19 protein-coding genes are annotated in these 20,158 nt (G+C 63.6%); 9 read left to right on the top strand and 10 right to left on the bottom strand.

The features are described from left to right. Positions 1 to 70 precede the first annotated feature (70 nt). Positions 71 to 2,104: an Ig-like domain-containing protein gene (locus ACN50D_RS16035; RefSeq protein ID WP_212633909.1), complete on the top strand. Its 2,034-nt coding sequence runs from the start codon at positions 71 to 73 to the stop codon at positions 2,102 to 2,104. A 70-nt stretch (positions 2,105 to 2,174) separates the two neighbouring features. On the opposite strand, the gene ACN50D_RS16030 is transcribed toward ACN50D_RS16035, so the two are convergent. From ACN50D_RS16030 to ACN50D_RS16020, 3 genes are all read right to left on the bottom strand, one after another. Continuing rightward, the gene (locus ACN50D_RS16030) at positions 2,175 to 2,963 is read right to left on the bottom strand and encodes a hypothetical protein (protein WP_007735354.1); all 789 of its coding nucleotides are present in this window, start codon (positions 2,961 to 2,963) and stop codon (positions 2,175 to 2,177) included. Between the two features lie 7 nt (positions 2,964 to 2,970). Continuing rightward, positions 2,971 to 3,471, bottom strand: a complete 501-nt coding sequence (locus ACN50D_RS16025; protein WP_007735352.1) for a DUF2505 domain-containing protein — start codon at positions 3,469 to 3,471, stop codon at positions 2,971 to 2,973. A 76-nt stretch (positions 3,472 to 3,547) separates the two neighbouring features. Continuing rightward, on the bottom strand, positions 3,548 to 4,045 hold the full coding sequence (locus ACN50D_RS16020; protein WP_042452956.1) for a DUF2505 domain-containing protein: 498 nt from the start codon (positions 4,043 to 4,045) through the stop codon (positions 3,548 to 3,550). 74 nt (positions 4,046 to 4,119) lie between these two features. On the opposite strand from ACN50D_RS16020, the gene ACN50D_RS16015 reads away from it, so the two are divergent. The 4 genes from ACN50D_RS16015 (at position 4,120) to ACN50D_RS16000 (ending at position 8,806) form a co-directional block, all read left to right on the top strand. Continuing rightward, positions 4,120 to 5,163, top strand: a complete 1,044-nt coding sequence (locus ACN50D_RS16015) for a UDP-N-acetylmuramate dehydrogenase (protein ID WP_212633908.1) — start codon at positions 4,120 to 4,122, stop codon at positions 5,161 to 5,163. 32 nt (positions 5,164 to 5,195) lie between these two features. Beyond that, on the top strand, positions 5,196 to 6,392 hold the full coding sequence (locus ACN50D_RS16010; protein ID WP_042452959.1) for a L,D-transpeptidase: 1,197 nt from the start codon (positions 5,196 to 5,198) through the stop codon (positions 6,390 to 6,392). Between the two features lie 120 nt (positions 6,393 to 6,512). Continuing rightward, a complete protein-coding gene (locus ACN50D_RS16005) occupies positions 6,513 to 8,051 on the top strand; it encodes a hypothetical protein (RefSeq protein ID WP_212633907.1) in 1,539 nt (512 codons plus the stop codon). Then, entirely contained in the window at positions 8,048 to 8,806 is a 759-nt protein-coding gene (locus tag ACN50D_RS16000; protein WP_212633906.1) for an ESX secretion-associated protein EspG, read from the top strand. Before ACN50D_RS16005 ends, ACN50D_RS16000 begins: the two co-directional genes overlap by 4 nt. 15 nt (positions 8,807 to 8,821) lie before the next feature. Here ACN50D_RS16000 and ACN50D_RS15995 read toward each other — a convergent pair whose 3' ends face one another. From ACN50D_RS15995 to ACN50D_RS15985, 3 genes are read right to left on the bottom strand one after another with little or no spacing between them, the layout of a single operon-like run. After that, on the bottom strand, positions 8,822 to 9,571 hold the full coding sequence (locus tag ACN50D_RS15995) for an SDR family NAD(P)-dependent oxidoreductase (RefSeq protein WP_003942076.1): 750 nt from the start codon (positions 9,569 to 9,571) through the stop codon (positions 8,822 to 8,824). Positions 9,572 to 9,586: 15 nt separating this feature from the next. Further along, a complete protein-coding gene (locus ACN50D_RS15990) occupies positions 9,587 to 11,908 on the bottom strand; it encodes an arylsulfatase (protein ID WP_212633905.1) in 2,322 nt (773 codons plus the stop codon). Further along, a complete protein-coding gene (locus ACN50D_RS15985) occupies positions 11,905 to 12,882 on the bottom strand; it encodes a TauD/TfdA dioxygenase family protein (protein ID WP_042452972.1) in 978 nt (325 codons plus the stop codon). Before ACN50D_RS15985 ends, ACN50D_RS15990 begins: the two co-directional genes overlap by 4 nt. 342 nt (positions 12,883 to 13,224) lie before the next feature. Here ACN50D_RS15985 and ACN50D_RS15980 point away from each other — a divergent pair, with 342 nt between their 5' ends. Continuing rightward, the gene (locus ACN50D_RS15980) at positions 13,225 to 14,496 is read left to right on the top strand and encodes an ROK family transcriptional regulator (RefSeq protein ID WP_074447122.1); all 1,272 of its coding nucleotides are present in this window, start codon (positions 13,225 to 13,227) and stop codon (positions 14,494 to 14,496) included. Between the two features lie 15 nt (positions 14,497 to 14,511). Here ACN50D_RS15980 and ACN50D_RS15975 read toward each other — a convergent pair whose 3' ends face one another. Further along, positions 14,512 to 14,871: a YybH family protein gene (locus tag ACN50D_RS15975; protein WP_054782316.1), complete on the bottom strand. Its 360-nt coding sequence runs from the start codon at positions 14,869 to 14,871 to the stop codon at positions 14,512 to 14,514. A gap of 70 nt (positions 14,872 to 14,941) precedes the next feature. On the opposite strand from ACN50D_RS15975, the gene ACN50D_RS15970 reads away from it, so the two are divergent. Continuing rightward, positions 14,942 to 15,811 (top strand): LysR family transcriptional regulator, encoded by an 870-nt coding sequence (locus tag ACN50D_RS15970; RefSeq protein WP_161120413.1) that lies wholly within the window; start codon positions 14,942 to 14,944, stop codon positions 15,809 to 15,811. Here ACN50D_RS15970 and ACN50D_RS15965 read toward each other — a convergent pair. The 3 genes from ACN50D_RS15965 to ACN50D_RS15955 form a co-directional block, all read right to left on the bottom strand. After that, the gene (locus tag ACN50D_RS15965) at positions 15,777 to 16,781 is read right to left on the bottom strand and encodes a tocopherol cyclase family protein (protein ID WP_212633904.1); all 1,005 of its coding nucleotides are present in this window, start codon (positions 16,779 to 16,781) and stop codon (positions 15,777 to 15,779) included. The two genes, ACN50D_RS15970 and ACN50D_RS15965, sit on opposite strands and share 35 nt — an antisense overlap. Beyond that, the gene (locus tag ACN50D_RS15960) at positions 16,778 to 17,170 is read right to left on the bottom strand and encodes a PaaI family thioesterase (protein WP_007735335.1); all 393 of its coding nucleotides are present in this window, start codon (positions 17,168 to 17,170) and stop codon (positions 16,778 to 16,780) included. Before ACN50D_RS15960 ends, ACN50D_RS15965 begins: the two co-directional genes overlap by 4 nt. 64 nt (positions 17,171 to 17,234) lie before the next feature. Next, the gene (locus ACN50D_RS15955; protein ID WP_003942001.1) at positions 17,235 to 18,008 is read right to left on the bottom strand and encodes a PIG-L family deacetylase; all 774 of its coding nucleotides are present in this window, start codon (positions 18,006 to 18,008) and stop codon (positions 17,235 to 17,237) included. Between the two features lie 111 nt (positions 18,009 to 18,119). Between ACN50D_RS15955 and ACN50D_RS15950 the strand changes: the two genes are divergently transcribed. Continuing rightward, positions 18,120 to 19,346, top strand: coding sequence for an MFS transporter (locus tag ACN50D_RS15950; RefSeq protein WP_003942019.1), 1,227 nt, complete (start codon positions 18,120 to 18,122; stop codon positions 19,344 to 19,346). Then, the gene (locus tag ACN50D_RS15945) at positions 19,292 to 20,119 is read left to right on the top strand and encodes an alpha/beta fold hydrolase (protein WP_042452989.1); all 828 of its coding nucleotides are present in this window, start codon (positions 19,292 to 19,294) and stop codon (positions 20,117 to 20,119) included. Before ACN50D_RS15950 ends, ACN50D_RS15945 begins: the two co-directional genes overlap by 55 nt. Positions 20,120 to 20,158 lie beyond the last annotated feature (39 nt).

Raw genomic sequence — 20,158 nt, 5'->3', positions numbered from 1 at the left:
TGGTGATGCCCCGCCCGCGTTCGGCGGCGGGGCATCACCCATTTCGCTCACTTCTCGAGAAGGAAAAGCTATGTCTGTAGGTTCTGCACGCCGTGCAGTTGCAGGTTTGAGTGTGTTTGCTGTTGCTGCGGGTTTCGCGGTGGTTGCGGGTGTCGGGGTTGCTGGTGCGGCTCCGGTGACGGCGGAGTTCAATTCCGACGGGTACAAGGTGACTCGGACGATCAGTAACGGGACGCCGTCCGAGGGTGATGTGATCACGTCGAAGACGGTGTTCAAGCGAACTGCCGCGGTTCACAATCTGTATGCGGTGCGCGATTTTCATCCGGCGTGTATGACGTATGTCGATGGTTCGGCGACGGTGAACGGTAGTGCGTTCCGTGTCAACGAGGTGGCTACTGATTCTGTTCGTTTGAGTGCGGGTGCTACGGAATGGCCGATGTGGGGTGGTGACGTCAAGACGTTCGAATTCCAGTATCGCGTCGGTGCGGATTGTGCTCGTGGTACTGATTTGTCGACGACGGTGCATTTCGACGGGACGGTGTTCGTTGACGACACGACAAATGGTCGTGGTCCGTCGATCAACGTTCAGAAGAACGTCTCGACGACGACGCTGTCACCGACCAGTGGCGTGAAGTTGGGACAACTTGTTCCGCTGAGCGCGACGGTGACCGGTGGTGCCGACGGTGATTCGGTGGAGTTCTTCGACGGTGCCACCAAGATCGGTGCGGGCGCGCTCGCCAATGGTGTTGCAACGCTTGCCTGGACACCGGCTGACGTCCGAACCCACAGCGTGACGGCCAAGTATCTCGGTAATGCAAAGGTGGCGTCTTCCACGTCGTCAGCTGTCGACGTCGTAGTGTCCGAAGCGGACAAGAGCACTGCAACCGCGATCACCGGTCCCGCAAGTGCAGTTGCAGGTGAGTCCGTGACCGTCGAGGCTACGGTGTCGCCCACTCCGGCGGGTGGCACGGTGCAGTTCAAGGACGGTGCAACCGACCTCGGCGGCGCCGTTCCCGTCGATGCCAACGGCAAGGCCTCGCTGACGAATTCCTATGCAGTCGGAGCGCATTCGATCGTGGCGGTGTACTCCGGTTCCGGTGTCTACCAGACTTCGACGTCGGCGCCACATGCGCTGACAGTCGCTCCGGTGGTGGTCGAGGAGAACACAACGACCACCCTCGTCGGCCCGTCGACCGCTTCGACCGGAGAGACATTGTCGTTCACTGCCTCGGTCTCGACCGGTGTTGCAGGTGGCACCGTGCAGTTCAAGGAAAGTGGCAGGGATCTGGGCTCCCCGATTCCCGTGGACGCCACAGGTAAGGCGAAAACCACGCCGATCTTCACCGTGGCGGGTGAGTACAGCATCACCGCAGTGTTCTCGGGTTCGGGTAACTACCTGGGCTCGACATCGAACGCCCAGACCGTGAACGTCAAGGCGCCGGCTCCCACCGACCAGCAGACCCAGACGGTCTTGACCGTTCCGGCGGATGCAAAAACCGGTACGGCAGTTGGTCTGTCCGTAACCGTCACGCCGACGCCGGTTGGCGGCACAGTGCAGTTCAAGGACGGCTCGGGCAATCTCGGCTCACCGGTGCCGGTCGTCGAGGGCAAGGCGTCGATCATGCACGAGTTCGCGAGCGTCGGTACGCACGACATCACGGCCGTCTACTCGGGTGCAACAGGATTCCTCACCTCTACCTCGGCTGCTCAGTCGGTTTCGGTCACGGCTCCGGCCGCGGAGGATCAGGAAACGTCCATCACCGTGAGCGCTCCGGCGTCAGCGGTCAAGGGCGCGAAGGTCGATCTTGTTGCGGCAGTGGTACCTACGCTCAGCGCAGGAACGGTCCAGTTCATGGACGGAACCACCCCGATCGGTGGACCGGTTGCGGTGGTGAACGGTAAGGCCACGCTCTCGCACACCTTCACTGAACTCGGAGATCGCCGAATCACCGCGGTGTTCAGTGGAACTGACGGCTATCTCGGTTCCGAGACCCAGGCCGCAGTCACCGTCAAGGTAACGGCAGCGTCCGACGGCGGCGATCCCGGCAACGGCGGCAGTTCGACCGGTTCACTGGGAAGCCTGGAAAACATCTTCGGGTCCTAGCCCGACGCCTGCACACGGACGCCCCGCCGCGGAGAACACCTCCGCGGCGGGGCGTTTCCCGTCTGTGAGTTCAGGGATTCGGCGCTACGACGTGCCAGGGCACGGTCAGGATGCAGTCACGAAGACGTCGCCGCGCGGGCTGCACGGGAATTCCTTGCGCACGAAGAATTTCCAATGCGGCAGCCCAACGATGGCGAGGTCCGAACGAGGCGTGCGGCGCGGCGGTGGCCCAGGCTCGATCGGCCGCGCTGAGCAACGCGTGGATCGGCTCACCGGGAACGTTGCGGTGGATGAGAGCCTTCGGGAGACGTTCCGCGATGTCGGAAGGGCGCTCGATGTCGAAGGGATCCCAGGCCAGTGTCAGGGTCAATGGACGATCAGCGTCGAGAAGCACCCAGGCGCAACGTCTCCCGAGTTCGTCGCAGGTTCCGTCGAGTAGCAGCCCGCCCGGTGCGAGACCGGACTGAATGTGTGCCCACGCAGAGTCCACAGCCTCCTCCGGGTACTGCCGGAGCACGTTGAAGGCGCGTACGAAGACGGGTGTGAGACCGGCAAGTTCGAATCCACCACGGGCGAAGCTGACACCGTCACGACTCTCGACCACGCGGGCGGGGTCGATCTCGAGCCCGATGACGCGTCGATCCCGCCGGACAGCGGTGAGGCGGCTTGCCATCTCGAAGGTGGTGTCCGGCCTCGCCCCGTACCCGAGGTCGACGATCAACGGATCGGTCGCGTTGTTCAGGGCGTGCGCGATAGTGCGGTTGTGCACGATCCACCGGTCACTACGTCGCAGTCTGTTGATTCCCGTCGTGCCACGGGTGATGACCCCCTCGATCTTCGGGGGTGGAGCTTTCTTCACGGCGGGTTCAGCGTGCAGCGAGCCAGGTCGCGGTGACCTGGGCTTCGGTGCGGAACAGATCTACGAGGTTGATGAGCATCAGTTGCTCCAACTTCGCGCCGATGAACGGTATGAAGACCTTGGCCTCGGACGTGGTTCGCAGCGTGGACCCGGTATCGGTCGCGAACAATTCCATGGTGCCGGACAAACTCCCCGGCCCGGCCGGGATGGACGCTTCGTACGTTCCGGTCACGGTGTCACCGAAGGCGCCGTACGACTCCTTACGAGTGATGACAAGATCCTTCTTCATCACCGTCTGAGCGATGTCGGGCAAATCCGTGCGCGGAAGAATGTGGTGGAGCACGAGATCGATTCCGGAATCGGTGACCTCGAAATGTTCCACATGGTTCTCGGAATGCTTGCGCATCTCCTCGACACGGGCCTCCCAGTACGAGCGGTCCGCCAGCGCCGCATAGACCTGCTCGGGGGAGTGCTGATAGCGGGCGGAGTAGTCGATGCGGCGAGCCATGATCGGAAAGAATACCGGTTACACGCTGTGACAAGCCAAATCGGCTGTATCCACAACTGCCGCCGCCCGCAGGGTTTTACTTCGTGATCCACTCCCGGGTGAAGTCCTGTTCGGCCTGGATGAGCCGGACAACCTCGTCGACAATCGCACTTTCGATCTTTCCGCCGAGGAACGGGATCTTGACCTCGACCTCACCGTCGATCTCGAGAGTGGCGGAGTTCTCGTCACCTGTCAGCACCTGCGTGCCCTCGACACGGGCGGGAACGCCGTCGACGTGGGCGGAGAAGGTGCCGGTGGCCTTGCCGTCCTTGAAAGGCGCCATCGTTTCACTGCGCTTGATGACGATGTCGCCGTTGACGACTTTCGACACCATGCTGGGGAGGTGCTCTGCGGCAATGATCTGCGACATCGTGACCGCGACGGTCTCGTCGCGAACGGTCAGCTCTTCGATCGTTGCGCCGGGACCACCGACAGCGACGATTCGGTCGCGCCAGTACTGCTCGGAGGTCACCGCCTCATGGACCTTCTCGGCGGGGACTGTGTACTTCGACGAATGCTCGATGCGACGGCTCACGATTGTGGAGGCTACCGTTTATCGATGTGTGGGACGTAACCATTGGCAGACGCGTCGTGGAATCAGGCGCTTTCGTGTCCGAGAACGTTGACTTGTCGGGATTGACGACGCTCCGAATCGGGGGACCGGCGCGGCTGCTCGCCGAATGTCCGACGACGCAGTCGTTGATCGACGTCGTGACGCTGCTCGATCGCGAGCAGATCCCGACGCTGATTCTCGCCGGCGGATCCAATCTCGTGATCTCCGACTCGGGATTCGACGGAGTTGTCGTTCGTGTGGCCAACACCACCGTGAGCCTCGACACGGACCGCGTCGTCGCCGAAGCGGGCGCGGTGTGGGACGAAGTAGTCGGTCAATCGGTCGCCGCGGAACTGGGTGGCCTCGAGTGCCTGTCCGGGATTCCGGGCTCGACCGGTGCGACGCCGGTGCAGAATGTCGGCGCGTACGGCGTCGAGGTGGGCTCGCGGCTCCGGCAGGTTCAATTGCTCGACCGACGCAGTGGCGAAGTGTCGTGGGTCGAACCGTCGAAACTCGACTTGGGTTACCGGTCGAGCGTCCTCAAGCATTCGGACGCAGCACTGGTTCTCGCCGTCGAATTCGACGCGTCGACCGACGGATTGAGCGCCCCGCTCGCGTACCGCGAACTGTTCACCGCACTGGGGGCAGAAGAAGGCGAGCGGTTACCTGCGTCGCAGGTCCGCGAGGCAGTTCTGGGACTTCGGACAGGCAAGGCGATGGTCCTTGATCCGTACGATCACGACACCTGGAGCGCGGGTTCCTTCTTCACCAACCCCGTGGTGCCCGACGACAAGCTGCCTGCCGTGCTCGAAGCAATCGCCGAACAGCTCGGCGGCGTCACCGTGCCGCAGTTCCCCGGCAGTGGTGGAACCAAGCTCTCGGCCGGATGGTTGATCGAACGGGCCGGATTCTCGAAGGGTTATCCCGGCGAAGATGCACCGGCCAGGCTGTCGACCAAACACACCTTGGCGTTGACCAACAGAGGGTCGGCAACGAGCGCGGATGTGGTCTCGCTCGCGCGGACAGTGCGCGACGGCGTCGAAGCCGCGTTCGGTGTCCACCTGGAACCGGAACCGGTAACTGTGGGCTGCACCATCTGATTCCTGACGGAGCCCGCAGGTAGCCTGTTGAAGTGCATGAGCTGGGTGGTAGGAGAAGTCGTTCGCGTCTTGTTGCGTTGGTAGCTGTATTGCTCGCTGTGATGGTGGCCGTCGTCGGCTGCACGATCGGTGGCAAGGACGGACAGGGCGGCGCGGCGGCCGCCGAGCCAGCACCGGTGGCGACCGTGGTGTCGACGCCGGCGCCCGGCACCAAAGATGTCAGCCCGGTCGCCCCCGTCTCGGTAGCCGTGACCCAGGGAACGCTGTCCGACGTCAGCCTCAGCAATGCGGCCGGTAAAGCCGTTGCAGGACAATTGTCGCCTGACAAGACATCGTTCACCGTCAGTGAGGCACTCGGCTACGGCACCACGTATTCGTGGTCAGGCTCGGCAACCGGAACCGACGGTAAATCCGTGCCAGTCCAAGGGAGCTTTACGACGGTTGCCCCGGAGTCGACCACCGGCGCCACCCTCAACATCGCCGACGGCCAAGAAGTTGGTATCGCGGCACCGATCACGTTGCAGTTCGACAACTCCGTCGTCGACAAGGCGGCCGTCGAGAAGGCGCTTGTCGTGACCACCGTGCCGCCCACCGCCGGATCGTGGGCTTGGCTGGCCGACGACAACGGCGGATCGCGGGCCCATTGGCGTCCGGCCGATTACTGGGTGCCGGGCACGACTGTCCATCTGGACGCCAAGCTCTACGGCTTGAACTACGGCGGTGGCGCCTTCGGCGACCAGGATCTCACGCTCGACTTCACGATCGGTCGTAGCCAGATCGTGAAGGCGAATGCGCCCAGCCACCGCATGCAGGTGGTGCGCGACGGTCAGACGATCATGGACATTCCCGTCAGCTACGGCGAGGGAAACGAACCTCGCAACGTCACGCGCAGCGGCATTCACATGGTGACGGAGAAGTACGAAGACTTCATGATGTCCAATCCGCCGTTCTACGAGAACGTGCGTGAGCGGTGGGCGGTGCGCATCTCCAACAACGGCGAATTCATCCACGCCAATCCTGAGACCACCGGGGTGCAGGGCTCGTCGAACGTCACGAACGGTTGCATCAACCTGTCGACATCCGACGCGCAGGAATACTTCGGAACCGCCCTCTACGGTGACCCCGTAGAGGTGACCGGCACGTCGATCGACCTGTCTCCTGCGGACGGCGACATCTACGACTGGGCAATCGATCTGCCGACCTGGAAGTCGATGTCGGCACTGCCGTAACTCTGTACTGCGGTAAATCCGTGGATGAGGGAACCGTCCGGGCTCTGCTTGCGTCTGTACAGGTAAGTGCTGTCGGCTCGGGGGAGTCCGACGGGGGTTTTCGACTTCAGGGGGACAGCGGTGGGCATTCCATTTCTGGAAGACGTGCTGGGAAGAATCTCCGATGCGACGCAGGCCGTGCCTCCCGGCGTGGCGGCATTGCCAGTTGTCGGCACTCCCATCGCGAGCGCAATCGCTACATCTGCTCTGGTGCAATCCATAACCGACGACCGCGGCGCGTTCGACGACGAGATGGCTGCTGCGACCGTCGACGCCGATGTGGAGCGCGCACGAGCCTGGGGTGAGCGCGATGCCCTCACCGCCCAGACGTCGTCGCTCGAGTACAGCGAACACGCAATCGTGGACGACGATCCGTTCGATGCGATGTCGCACTCCGAAATCTTCGACCACGTCAACGAGATGAATCCGGCAACCCTGAATGCGATCGGTGAGGCTTGGAAGGCCATTGCAGGCCGGGTCGAAGCCGGCATCGGGAAGTTCCAGAACGACGTGAACGGTGCGATCACCGAAGGCTGGCAGGGGCGCGGCGGCTCGGCTGCGCTGGAAGCAGTGCTGGCCTACTCGGCTGATGCGGGTGAGCTGAAGGTGCGGGTCGATCTGATCTCGAACAAGATCGAGGAGGCGAAGATCGCACTCGACGAGGCAAAACGCTCGATTCCGGCACCCGACGGCGCCTCGACGGTCGAGAGGTTTCTCAGCATGGTTCCCGGGGCTACATGGAAGCAGGCCCAATACGAAGCGGAAGAAGCCGAACGTCAAGCGCGCCAGGTGATGAAGGACGTGTATCTGCCGTCCATGAAGCGTGCGGACGATCAGGTGCCGATCCTCCCGGCCGCATTCAATCCGGTCACCGGCGGTGGAGGGGCTGGAAGTGGCGGGGCTGGAAGTGGCGGTGCATTCGGTGGTGGTGGTGCCGACGGCGGGAACTTTTCGGGTCCAGGAAACGGGCTCGGCACGCCATCTACATCGGGTGGCGGAGTCGGTGGGGGAGCGGACGGTGGAAACTCCGGCGGTGCAAACCCGGCCGGAGACGGTTCCGGTCAGAATCCATCCGGCACCGATTCCGGAAATGGTGACAACCGTAGCGGCGTTGATGCCCAAGGGAATCCGAACGTCGATGCAGTTCGATCCGGAACCGATTCCGACCCGGCCGGGACCACGGCGGCACATGCCGGCCCACTGCCGGCCGGTGCAGCGCCAGGTGGCCTGGCAGGTGCAACTCCGAATGGCGCTCAGCTTGGTTCCGGAACGCCGTCAGGCCTGGTAGGTAGCGGTTCGGGTGGTGGTCCTGCTGGTGGAATCGGTACCGGAGGCTTCGGGCCAGGCGGAACCGGAGTCGGAGCCCTCGGCCCTGGCGGCACCGGTGGCCTCGCCGGTGGCGGGCGTGGGGGCGTCAACGGAACTGGCGGTACCTCGGCGACGGGCGCGCAGAGCGGTCGGGGCGCGATGGGTGGCGTCGGCGGCATGGCACCGGGACGAGGGCAAGGGCAAGACGAAGACAACGTTCACGACACCCCCGGCTACCTCGTCACCGTCGAGAACGGCAATGCCCTGGTCGGCGACCTACCGATGGTCTCCCCGGCGGTGCTGGGCGAATGACCACCATGCAGTGGCAGTTCACCGGCCTCGAATTCCAGATTCTCTGGGAAGCGGTCGGACGTGACCGACTCCCGTACCCGCTGCGGTTTCGTCCGACGGCCGAAACCATGAACGAGCTGACAGAAGAGCGACGTCGAGCGGGAGCACACCTGGCTTGGTTGCTCGACGATCGGCTGCATCACGTTCTCGGTGCTCTTGCGAATCCTGATGCTCGCGTGGAGGTTTCCGGTTTTCACGGGCAGAACATGAGTACGGTGACGCGATTGCACGGCGTTGTTGCCGGCGACCTGGGGGTGCTCCTGACTCAACTGCCCGGCAGGACTGTCGACTGTGGCTCCGACGTGGTTTTCACCGTGGTACGCCCATCGGCAATTCCACGGATGCTCGTCGATCACCTGCCGACCTCCCCCGCTGGATCGGAGCGTGGTGTGAGCATCGAAAGGCCGAAAACTTCCGGTAGAGCGAGCTTTCTGAGCAGTGCTGCCGGTGCGCGCGGGAGCGAGGAAGTGAGCAGATTCTTCGGCCGAGAGCGGACCTCGATAGGTGAAGTCACCACATACCCGGGAGGAGCGCTGGACAGCAGACCGACAGACGACGGAATAACGTTCCACTGGTACGACTATGCCGGAGATGGTCGGTACATCGTCACCGCTGGTGAAACCGTAAGTGCCCGTAGCGCTTCCACGGAAATGACGGAGGCCGAGATTGCACGCAATCTCGGCCTCGTCCTGCACCGGGTGATTCGCACTGGTTAGTCAGAACGATTCGAACTAGCTGGTGGTGCGGTGGAACCGACCGGGGCTTGCCTGATCCCTCGGCTTGACGATGATCTGATCGAGGTTCACATGTGACGGCCGCGACGCGACAAAACCGATGATCTCGGCGATGTCCTGCGCCACCAACGGTGTGATTCCCTCGTACACCTTGTCGGCCTTGTCCTGATCGCCCTCGAACCGGACGAGTGAGAACTCCGTCTCGACGGCTCCCGGCGCGATTTCGGTCAGTCGAACGGGCTTACCCAACAGTTCACCACGCAATGTCCGATGAAGGACGGCTTGAGCGTGCTTGGCGGTGGTGTAGCCCGAGCCGTTGTCGTATGCCTCCAGCGCGGCCACCGAGGTGATGGTCACGACCAGACCGTCACCCGAATCGATCAGCTTGGGCAGCAGTGCCTTCGTCACACGCAACGTGCCCAGAACATTGGTCTCCCACATCCACCGCCAGTCGTCCAGATCCGCGTCCAGGACTGTTGCCAGACCCTTTGCACCACCCGCGTTGTTGACCAACACGTCGACACGGGGGACCACGGCCGCGAACGCGTCGACGGAATCCTCGTCGGTGACGTCGAGTTCGAGAGCGGTACCACCGATTTCCTCGGCGATCTTCTCGAGACGATCGACGCGGCGAGCACCGATCACGACGTGGAATCCCTGAGCTGCCAGGGTGCGGGCGGTGGCCTCACCGATTCCGGAGCTGGCTCCGGTGACTACGGCGATGCGGGCATCGGAAGAAATGGTCATGATGCAATCGTAGGGCTAGTCGGCGGCATACTCTGCTTCCCGTTCGATGGATTCGATGTGACGACGCGGTACTTGTATCCGGCCGGGTGTGTAGGTGACGGCGCGCAGCGCGCCGCTGTACCGGAAGGGACCATGGCGTCGTCGTACCTCCCACGACACAGGTCCCCTGGCGTCGACACCGACCGAGATACCGGTCCACGGCGCCATTCCCACCAGTTGTACTTGCCCGAGCAGCTGGCCCGCGTGAATGCCGTCGACGCTGACGTGGAGATCCCAACGCAACCGCGGTACCACCGTCACCGACAGCTCGATGCGTTCGGTGCCGAGCGCCAGCGGTCCGGCGTCGACAACGGAGTAGGAACCGAACGCGTTGTACCCGAGATGCAGATGCCCGTCCTCGACGTAGAGAAGGTACCCACCCTGCGGATCGCCATGGGCGACAAGGACACCGGCGTCACCTTCGCGGTAACCGTCGAGTTCGACCGTGATGTCGAAGTCGCGGAACCCGATCAGCTTGGATGAGCGGTAGCGCTCCAGCGGGGGCGTTCCGGCAAGTAGTCGCACCGGGCGTGAGAGTGCTCCTTCCTCCGGACGGCGAACCGCGCCGACGGTATTGCCGAGTAGAGGAAACACGGTGTTCGCCCACGCCGAGTGGTCCCAGGCCTCGGCGAGTTCGCGAACCTTGTCGGGAAACCGTGATGCCAGGTCGTCGAGCTCGGTCGGGTCGGTGCGGACGTCGAACAACTGCCAGTGCGGTTTGTCGATGTCTGCCGGGGTGAGAGCCAGCAGTTTCCAGCCGTCCTTGTAGTAGCCACGGTTGCCGGTCATCTCGGTGTACTGCTCGGTGTGAGTGCTCGGAGCGGCAGACGAACGCAGAACGGACGCGGAAGACACCCCGTCGAACTCTTTCACCGGGAGCCCGTTTCGCACACTGGGTGCGTCGATTCCGGCCAGTTCGAGCAGCGTAGGGGTCAGGTCGGTGACGTACGCGAACTGGTCGCGAATCCCGTTGTCGTCTGCTCCGGGTTTCAGTCCAGCGGGCCAGGACAGGAGAAAAGGAACACGGATCCCGCCGGCAAAGGATTGCCCTTTGTAGAACCGGAACGGGGTGTTGGACGTCTGTCCCCATCCACGTGGATAGTGGACGCCCAATTCAGGTCCGCCGATGAGGGATTCGTCGTGGGGGACATCGCCCACCCAGTCCGGATCCTGAATATGCGCGAACTGTGCGAAGTAGCTTCGGGTCCCGTCCGAACCGCCCTCGGCGGTGCCGCCGTTGTCGGAGGTGAAGACGATGATCGTGTTGTCGAGCTCGCCGAGTTCGTCCAGGGTGTCGACGATGCGTCCGACGCTCTGATCGATCGAGTCGACCATCGCCGCGTACACCTCCATGTAGCGGGCGAACCTGGACTGCACTTCCGGCGTGAGTGATTCCCATTCGGGGACGTCGAAGCCGGGTTCGGAGTTTCGCGGTGCTTGTTGCGTACCTTCCGGAAAGAGGCCTTGCACGAGCTGAGAGGCGAACCGCGACTCGCGGATTCGATCCCACCCTTCGTCGTAGCGGCCGCGGTACTTTTCCTGGTCGGCAGGCTTGGCCTGCAACGGTCCGTGCATGGCGACGTGTGCGAAGTAGAGGAAGAACGGCTTGTCCTGATCGTGGGCGCGGAGGTCCTTGATGTACCCGACCGCTTTGTCGGTCAGATCGTCGGTGAGGTAGTACCCCTCGGGGTACTCGTCCACGTCGACCACAGAATTGTCGGAGATCAGTTGATTGGGATAGTAGAAGGAGTTGAGGCCTTCGAGTGAGCCGTAGTAGCGATCGAAACCGCGCTGCGTCGGCCAGGAGTCACGACTTCGTCCCGGGGCCAGGTTGGCGTCGCGTACGAGGTGCCACTTGCCGACGGCATAGGTCGCATAGCCCGCGCCGCGGAGGATTTCGGGGAGTGTCTGGACGTCGTCGGCCAATTCCAGACGCAGTCCGGGGTAGCCCGGATCGGCGTTGGCGACAAAACCGTACCCGGCGCGGTGCGGATTCAGGCCGGTGAGAAGAGCTGCGCGCGACGGCGAGCAGAGGGGCGTCGTGTGATAGTTGGTCATCCGAAAGCCCTGCGCGGCAAGGCGGTCGAGGGTGGGAGTCTCGATCTCGGAGCCGAACGGCCCGATGTCGCTGTACCCCATGTCGTCGATCAGAACCACGATGATGTTGGGTGATCCGGGAATCGGGGGCGTGGAGGTGGGCCACGACGGGGTCGAATCGGCTGCGGTGCGGCCGATTCGACCCTCGAAGCCTTCGTATCCGCGGGCGTGCGGAGGAGGGGCGGAATCCGGTGAAGTCATGGGAGAGTCGAGGCGCCTTCGATGATCGAGTATTCGGAAGCGTCGCCGGCGATGCTGCGGCTTCGTTCCCCGTGGATGTTGACCGGGATGTCGCCGGCAAGGGTGATGCGCTCCAGACGCCGGTACTGATCGTCGTAGTCGGCGATCGCGTAGTGCTGGGTGGCGCGGTTGTCCCAGATCGCGACGTCACCCGCTTCCCAGTTCCACCGCGTCGTGTACTCGAGCTTGATGGCGTGATCCTGCAAGAGCTTGAATACACCGTTCGACTGTTCGGTGCTCAACCCGACGAAGTTCTTGACAAAATGTCCGAGGACGAGCGTGCGTTCTCCGGTTTCGGGGTGGACCCGCACCACCGGGTGTTCCGTCTCGAAGTACGTGGACTGGAACTCCTCGCGGTAGGCGGCCGTGCGATCTTCGGTGAGCCGCTCGGCGCTGGTTGCCGCATAGTCGTAGACGTTCGTGTGGCGAGCCCAGAGGTTCTCCGCGAGCGCCTTGAGCGGATCCGGCAGTCCGTTGTAGGCGGCTACCCCTGACGCCCACGTCGTGGAACCGCCGTATTCGGGTAGCTGCACCGCGCGCAGGATCGAAGCCTTGGGGATGCGGTCGACGAAGGTGACGTCGGTGTGCCAGCTGTTGGCCTTGCCCAGGTCCGAGTCGATGGGCAGAACTTTTGCGCCGTGCGACTTCACGGTGGGGTGGGCAGTGGTCGGGGTACCCAGCAGTTGGGCGAACTCGTACTGCGAATCGTTGTCGAGGTGGTCTTGCCCGCGAAAGAAGATCACCTTGTGTTCGAGAAGTGCTTGCCGGATGAGGGAAATCGTCGCCGGGTCGAGATGCCCGCCGAGAGTGATTCCGTCGATTCGGGCGCCGATATGCGCGCCGAGGGTGGTGACAGTGCCGCGAGCGGCGTCAACGGCCGCTCCGTTCGTTGATGCCGAATTCGTGAGGGTCGGCTTGGCGAAAGCTGTAGACATGGTGCACCTTTCGTGGGGAGTGTGCCCACCCAAACACGCGAGATTTCGCCCCGACAGGGTTGCGTTCAGTGTGATCGTTACCGCACCTGATTTGTGAATCTCGGTGAAGCTGCTACTTTTGGAGCCATGTCGACCGACCAGCCTGCCGCTTTGCGGGTCACCTATGTGACCGCTGCGCTTGGTTCGCGTCTGCCTCTGGCGCGAGAGCTGTGTTGTCGCCGCCGTTCTTTCTGCAGCTAATTTCTGCGCCTTTTCTGTCTATTTCTTCGTGTGACCAGTGGAAACGCTGATTTCTCGGTCGACAGAGATATGCGCCTTCTCCTCCTTCTGCAAGGGACAGCCATGTCGACACCCACAATCTCCGCCATTCCGAACATCCGATCGCGAACCGCGCTCTCGGGAACCCGGACCCGTACCCAGATAGTTGCGCCCGAACTACGCATCGCCGACGGCCCGTCCGCGACTGTGTTGCGCATTGCTCGATCCCGTGGGCCGCTCTCACGTGACACTGCGGCAAAGGCATCAGGACTGAGCATCGCCACCGTGAACCGGCAGGTCACGAGCCTGCTGGACCTCGGGATCCTGCGCGAACGCGCGGACCTGACGGCCTCCGGAGCAATCGGGCGTCCGCGAGTTCCGTTCGAGGTCAACCACGAGCCTTATCTGACAGTCGGCATCCACATCGGTGCCGTCGTCACCAGCATCATCGCCAGCGACATTCGTGGAAAGGTGCTCGGCGCCGTCGAGATTCCGACGCCTGCCACCAATTCTGCTGTCGCGCTTGCCACCATTGCGCGCTCGGCCAAATCCTTTGCCTCGCGGTGGCACAAGCGTCGTCCGCTCGCCGTCGGCGTGGCCATCGGCGGTCGCGTCGATTCAGCGACCGGAGTCGTCGATCACCCGCGTCTGGGATGGAAGGGCGCCAAGGTCGGGTCCATCATCGGAGCCGGCTTGGATCTCCCTGTATCGGTAGCCGCCCACGTCGAGGCGATGGCTGCGTCGGAACTTCTGCTCAGCACCGATCGTGCCGAAGCCCCGACGCCGGGCACTACCGGCTTGTACTTCTACGCTCGTGAAACTGCCGGCATCGCAATCACTTTCGAAGGGCGAGTACACACGCCGTCCAGCGGACCCGGTTCGATCGCGCACCTCCCCACCGGTTCGTCCGCACGGTGCACCTGCGGAGCCGTGGGTTGCCTTGAAGCGACGATCAGTGACCGCGCCGTAGTCGCGCAGGCTTTGTCTTCGGGCGCCGTGATCCAGGGCAGCGAGCGTGTCACGATCGCGGACGTCTACCGGGCCGCGTCGTCGGGTTCCATTCCGGCACACGAGCTTCTGGTTGATCGAGCACGCGTCCTCGGCCGGACAGTGGCGATGCTGCGTGACCTGTTCAACCCGGATCGGGTGATTCTGGGTGGTCAGGCATTCACCGACTATCCGGCCGGGGTGCCCCATGTCGCCGAGGCCTTCTCGACGGCATCCTCCTTGGAGCGTAAGGACATTCGAATTACCGGTTTCGGCAATCGGGTTCAGGAATACGCTTCCACGGTCGTGTCACTGAGCTCGCTGTTCGCCGATCCGGCGGCGGCCATGCGGCGTGCGTCGGCCGTCTGACTGCGAAGAGGGCAGTCAGAGTTCCGGTCGATCGAGCACCCGCAACCACGAACCGTCGGGCTGGCGGCGCGCCACCTGTGTGCGTCCGCCGGTTCCGTCGGAAGGTTTGGTCGAGGTCATGGCGAGGTCGTCGCTGATCACCGTTGGTAGGGCTTCCTCGACGGTGAATCTCGGTGCAGCTGCCAGCATCTGAGAGATCACCTCGCGGATGGCTTGGCGGCCCACGGTGAGTGATCCGGGCGGGAAGGCCATCACCGCATCCTCCTCGTAGAGTGCGGCGACGGCGTCTGCGTCACCAGCGTTGGCGAACTGCACAAAAAGCTTCGCGATGTCTTCCGGGGTTCCGGCCTTCTGAACGTCATCTGTTGTTGTCATGCTTCCATCGTTCTACCGCACCGGTGATAAGTCCAAGATCTAGTTTGTCTCGCAGCTAGAATCAACAGTTATGGAACTTCGGCAGCTCGAATACTTTGTCACGGTAGTGGAGGAAGCCAACTTCACTCGCGCCGCCGAGCGGCTTCACGTAGCCCAACCGGGTGTGAGTGCGCAGGTCAAACGGCTGGAACGTGAGTTGGGGCAGGAATTGCTCGATCGTAGTGGTCGAACCGTTCGTCTGACCGACGCCGGGCGAGCTGTCCTCCCGCACGCCTACGCTGCACTCGCTTCCGTTCAGAGCACCCGCGACGCTGTCGATGCCCTGAACGGACTTGTTCGCGGTTCCGTTTCGGTCGGGATGGTTACCGCCTGCGCTTCCGCCGACCTCACAGATCTGCTCAGTCGGTTGCACAACAAACACCCCGGACTGGACATCTCGCTGGCCGAGGACGATTCGCGCAGTCTGCTTGCCGGAGTGTTGGACGGAACCTTCGACATAGCCGTCATCGGGGTGGCGGGAGAGTTGCCGGAAGGGCTCGAATCGAGGGTGATCACCGACGAACGACTGGTGGCCGGAGTGGCAACGGATCATCCGCTGGCCGAGGTGTCGTCTCTACCGTTTGCCGAGCTCGCCACGCGATCGGTCATCTGTCTGCCGGAGGGAACCGGTATCAGGACGTGTCTGAACTTCGCATGCGCCGCGGCCGGCACCACGCCGACGGTTGCGCTCGAGGCAAGCAACCTCGGCATCATCGTTTCATTGGCCGCGCAGGGGCTGGGAATGGCCGTGCTTCCCGAGTCGGCAGTGGGGGAGTTGCATCGGATCGATCTCGAACCGGAGGCGCGATCTCGGCTGGAATTGGTCTGGCGTTCGTCGGGCGGCAAGAATCCTGCGGCCTCCGCTCTCATCGATCTTGCGAGAGCTGTTCCCGCCGAGTGAGTTCGGCCTGCGCCCGATCCAATCCGCCGTGCTCGAGAGCAGCCAACCTCGACCTGTCCTTCCAGACGATGGTGCCGCGCCGGCGGACGATGACCGACATCGTTCCACCGAGATGCTCGAGCGCTCCTGGCACGTTTCGACGCTCGGCAGGTATCGGAACAGGAAGTATGTGTGCGTCGGCGATGGGTGCGGTCCCGTCGATGTCGACGCTCCACTTCCGGCTGTAACCCCGAAGCGTCCAGCGATCGTCGGACACCGTCGTCTCCACCTGTGACGTCAGTGGATTACCCAGCCGCAATACCGTTCCGTCCGGTAGCGCGGCAACGACGGCGGTGACTTCGGTGCGCAGAGGTCCGGCGCTGACCTGTCCGCCGGCAAACGCCACGCAGGCTCGAGGATCGGTGAACCCCTGTGCCTGTCCCCACCACCAGGATTCCGGAAATCCTCCCTTTCCCCAGTTCTTCTCGCCGTACACCTGCGCTCCGGTGAGATCCCAGCTCTGCCCGTCGATGACGGCGCTTCCCTCGACCCGGCCGCCGAGCAGCCACGGATGCCAGTACTGATTGAGTGCGGGAATTGATTGGAAGTAACTCGATCCCCCGAAGCGGCGGTGCGGCCAGAATCGCTGACTACTGATGCGCACGTCGAGATGACTGTCGCCGAAATCGACCTGGAGTCGATCGGCATTGCCGCGGAAAGCGTTGTCGGCGTAGGCCCCCAGGATACGGGGATCGGCCGATCCATTCGGATGCTCAGCAGTGCGGAGGAATCCGCCTGGGTGTGCCGCGAGACCGAGCGTCGACCAGCTGCCGCCGTCGGCCTTGTTGATTCCGGCGAGCGCGATCACCACCCGCCCGCTGTCTGGCATCGTGAATCGCCAGAAGTAACCCTCCATCGCAACGTCATGGGAGGCAAGCAGATTGCCGTACGGCAGGGTGGCACCCGAAGCGCGGTACGCGGGAAGCTTCACGGTCCCAGTACTGCCTGTGATGCGGTGACCTGAGCGACGAGGCGGCCCTCGTCGTCGCGGATCTCGGTCACCACCGCGACGGTGCTGCGCCCCGCGTGCAGTGGCCGGGCGGTGGCGGTGACCGTGCCCTTGCGCACGCCGCGAGTGAAGACGGTCGACGAACTGGTGGTGGACGTACTTGCGCCGGACGGCAGATTGAGGAATGCACAGACGGCGCCGACGCTGTCTGCCAGCGTCATCAAGGCGCCGCCGTGCATTCCGTTGCCGGCGGTGGTGCGGTGGCTGTCCCAATCCAGATGGCCGACAACCTGTTCGGGTGCCGCGCTGTCCAACTGAATTCCGGTGTGAACTGCAAAAGGCATGCTCGCGACAAGTTGTTCGAGGTCCATGCCTACCGATGTTAACGAGCCGCCGAAACCTCCGTCGGGACTTCGGTTTATCGAGGGCGGTGACTCACAGGGGCAGGGCGGTTTCCGACAGCCCTTCCGGCGCGTTGCGACGACGGAACCACTCGGTGCCGAATGCCGCGGCGAGCTGCTCCGTCGGCATTTCGAGGAACGGGCCGAAATCGCCGACCTGCGTTGCGTGCGCGTACATGGCCGCGCGCTTGGACGAGATCACCGAACTGACGTCGACCGCGGTGGTGAGTTGGTCAGCCGGAAGCCCGAACGATTCGATGTCCGGCGGCTGCGCCTCCTCGGTCCACTCGGGGTTGGCCTGCATCAGCATCTTCATGTGATCGCGGTTGGTGGACGCCTCGTAGACGAACGGCGTGCCCGCGAGTTCTGCAGCACGAACGCCGACGTGGTGGACCTGGATGTGATCCGGGTGGCCGTATCCGCCGTTGGGGTCGTAGATGGTCAGGACATCGGCGTTCTCTTCACGAAGAACCTCGGCCAGACGCTCGGCGGCCTTCTCGACGTCGACGTTGCAGAACGCTTCCGGATTCTCGTTCTCGGGCGTACCCACCATCCCCGAATCCGGGTAGTGCAGGGACACGACGCGACTGGCACCCAACGCGTCGGTGGACGCCTCGAGCTCACGGCTGCGGCGCTGAGCCAACGTCTCGTATTCGTCCAACAGTCCGTCGGGGAATTCACCGAGAGCACCGTCGGTAGCGGTGACGACTACGACGCGGTGACCTGCGTCGGCGGCCATTCTCATCACGCCGCCCGTAGTGAAAACTTCGTCATCGGGATGGGCGTGGAAACACACCAGGACACTCATTCGCGCAATCGTAAGGCAAGTTACCGACAGGTCAACCCGAGCGCACAGTGAAAACGATTTGTCGAGTCGGCCTCGGCTCTGTGAACCTTGTTCAGTGCACGAGAAGCTGACATGAGCGAATCCACCAACAAAGGCCTGCTGAGCGCCTACCGCGAGATCTTTGCCGCCCCCGGATCGGTCGCCTTCTCGGCCGCCGGATTTGTCGCAAGGCTGCCGATCGCCATGATCGGTATCGGAATCGTGACGATGATCTCGCAACTTCGTGGTGACTACGCGCTCGCCGGCGCGCTCGCCGCGGTTTTTGCGCTCTCGTCGGCGATCATCGCGCCCGCGGTCTCGCGTGCGGTCGACCGCTTCGGACAGCGAGCGGTCCTGCCGATTGCCGCAGCCGTGAGCGTCACCGCGATCGGGGCGCTCCTGCTCGCAGTCCGGATGGAAGCTCCCGACTGGCTGCTGTTCGTTCTGGTCGTCCCCGGCGGCGCCACTCCGACGATCGGCGCGATGATTCGCGCCAGGTGGGTGGCGATCTATGTCGGAAAACCTCAGCTGCGCACCGCCTTCGCCTTCGAATCGGTGGTGGACGAGCTCTGCTTCGTGGCGGGCCCGGTCATATCGGTAGGTCTGAGCATCGGGCTCTTCCCCGAGGCTGGACCACTGGCAGGGTTGATCCTGCTGGTCACCGGAACCCTGCTGCTGGTCATACAGCGCGGAACCGAACCGAAGGTGCATCCGCGTCGACCCGGCCGCGGACGATCGGTTCTCGGTAACCACGTGATGTGGATCGTCATCGTGATCATGGTGATGCTCGGAACGATCTTCGGCGTCATCGACGTCGGCGCCATCGCGTTCACCAAGGAACAGAATTCGCCGGGGTCGGCGACGCTGGTCCTCGCGCTGTTCGCCGGCGGTTCGGGAATCGCGGGACTGATCTTCGGGTCGATGCACCCGGCGCGATCGCTGCGCGGGCAGTTGATGATCGCGTCCTCGGCGGTCGCCGTTCTCAGCGTCCCGCTTCTGTTGGTCGGAAACGTGGCCGCACTTGCGGGTGCCTACGTGCTGGCGGGCGCGACCATCGCACCGACGCTCATCATCGCGACAGCCCTGGTCGAACAGATCGTCCCACCGGAAAAGCTCACCGAGGGAATGACCCTGACGGTTACCGGCCTCGGCGTCGGCGTGGCGCTCGGGTCTGCGCTGGCCGGACAGCTGATCGATCGCTACGGCGTCCCGTCGGCCTACATGCTCGCCGTCGGCGCCGCAGTCGCAGCCTCTATCGTGACGGCATGTCTATTCGTGAAGCCGTCAGCGTCGACGGCACGTCCATCGTCTATCGAGTAACCGGAAATTCGGCGGGGACCCCGCTGGTGTTGCTGCACGGCTGGGCTCAGTCCTCGCAGTGCTGGGGCGAGCAGGTCCTCGCGGACCTGGCCGCGGACTATCGGCTGATCGCCGTCGATCTGCGCGGCCACGGTTACTCAGATGCGCCCGAATCCGGATACGACGATTCCGCGAACTGGGCCGGCGACGTCGCGGCTGTTCTTGCGGCCGAAGGCGTCACCGAGAACGCGATCCTGCTCGGCTGGTCGTACGGCGGTCTGGTGATCTGCGATTACCTGGCAGCGCACGGCACCGGCGCGGTGGCGGGCGCGGTTCTGGTCGGGGCGATCACCAGCATCGGGCGCGGCGAAAAAGGTGGCAAGGTCGGCTCGGCGATGCGTAGCGCAGTTCCCGGCGCGATGTCCGAAGATCCCCGCGAGGCGATCCGTGCACTCGGCGCTTTCGGCAATGCTCTCACCGGCCCACCCGAGGGCAAGGGTGCAGCGTCGCAGGCCTTGTTCGGGTACAGCCTCTCGACGCGTCCGCGGGTGCGCGCAGCACTGTTCAACCGTGCTGTCGGTCACGACGAGTTGCTTCGCAACCTGGACATCCCGGTCCTCGTTCTGCACGGAACCGACGACTCCGTCGTCGACGTGAGCGCAGGTAAGCACGCCGAGGAACTGATTCCCAAGTCCCAGGCGTCGTACTGGGAAGGCTGCAATCACGGCCCGTTCGTGGAGGATCCGACACGATTCGTGTCCGAAGTGCGAACCTTCATCTCGAGCCTCGGTTAGAGTTCGCGCCCGGTGAGGGGGCAGTATGGAGTCGTGACG

This window comes from Rhodococcus sp. SB1D (assembly GCF_048573875.1).
Lineage (GTDB): Bacteria > Actinomycetota > Actinomycetes > Mycobacteriales > Mycobacteriaceae > Rhodococcus_F > Rhodococcus_F qingshengii.
This window is presented reverse-complemented; position numbering and strand designations above follow the sequence as displayed.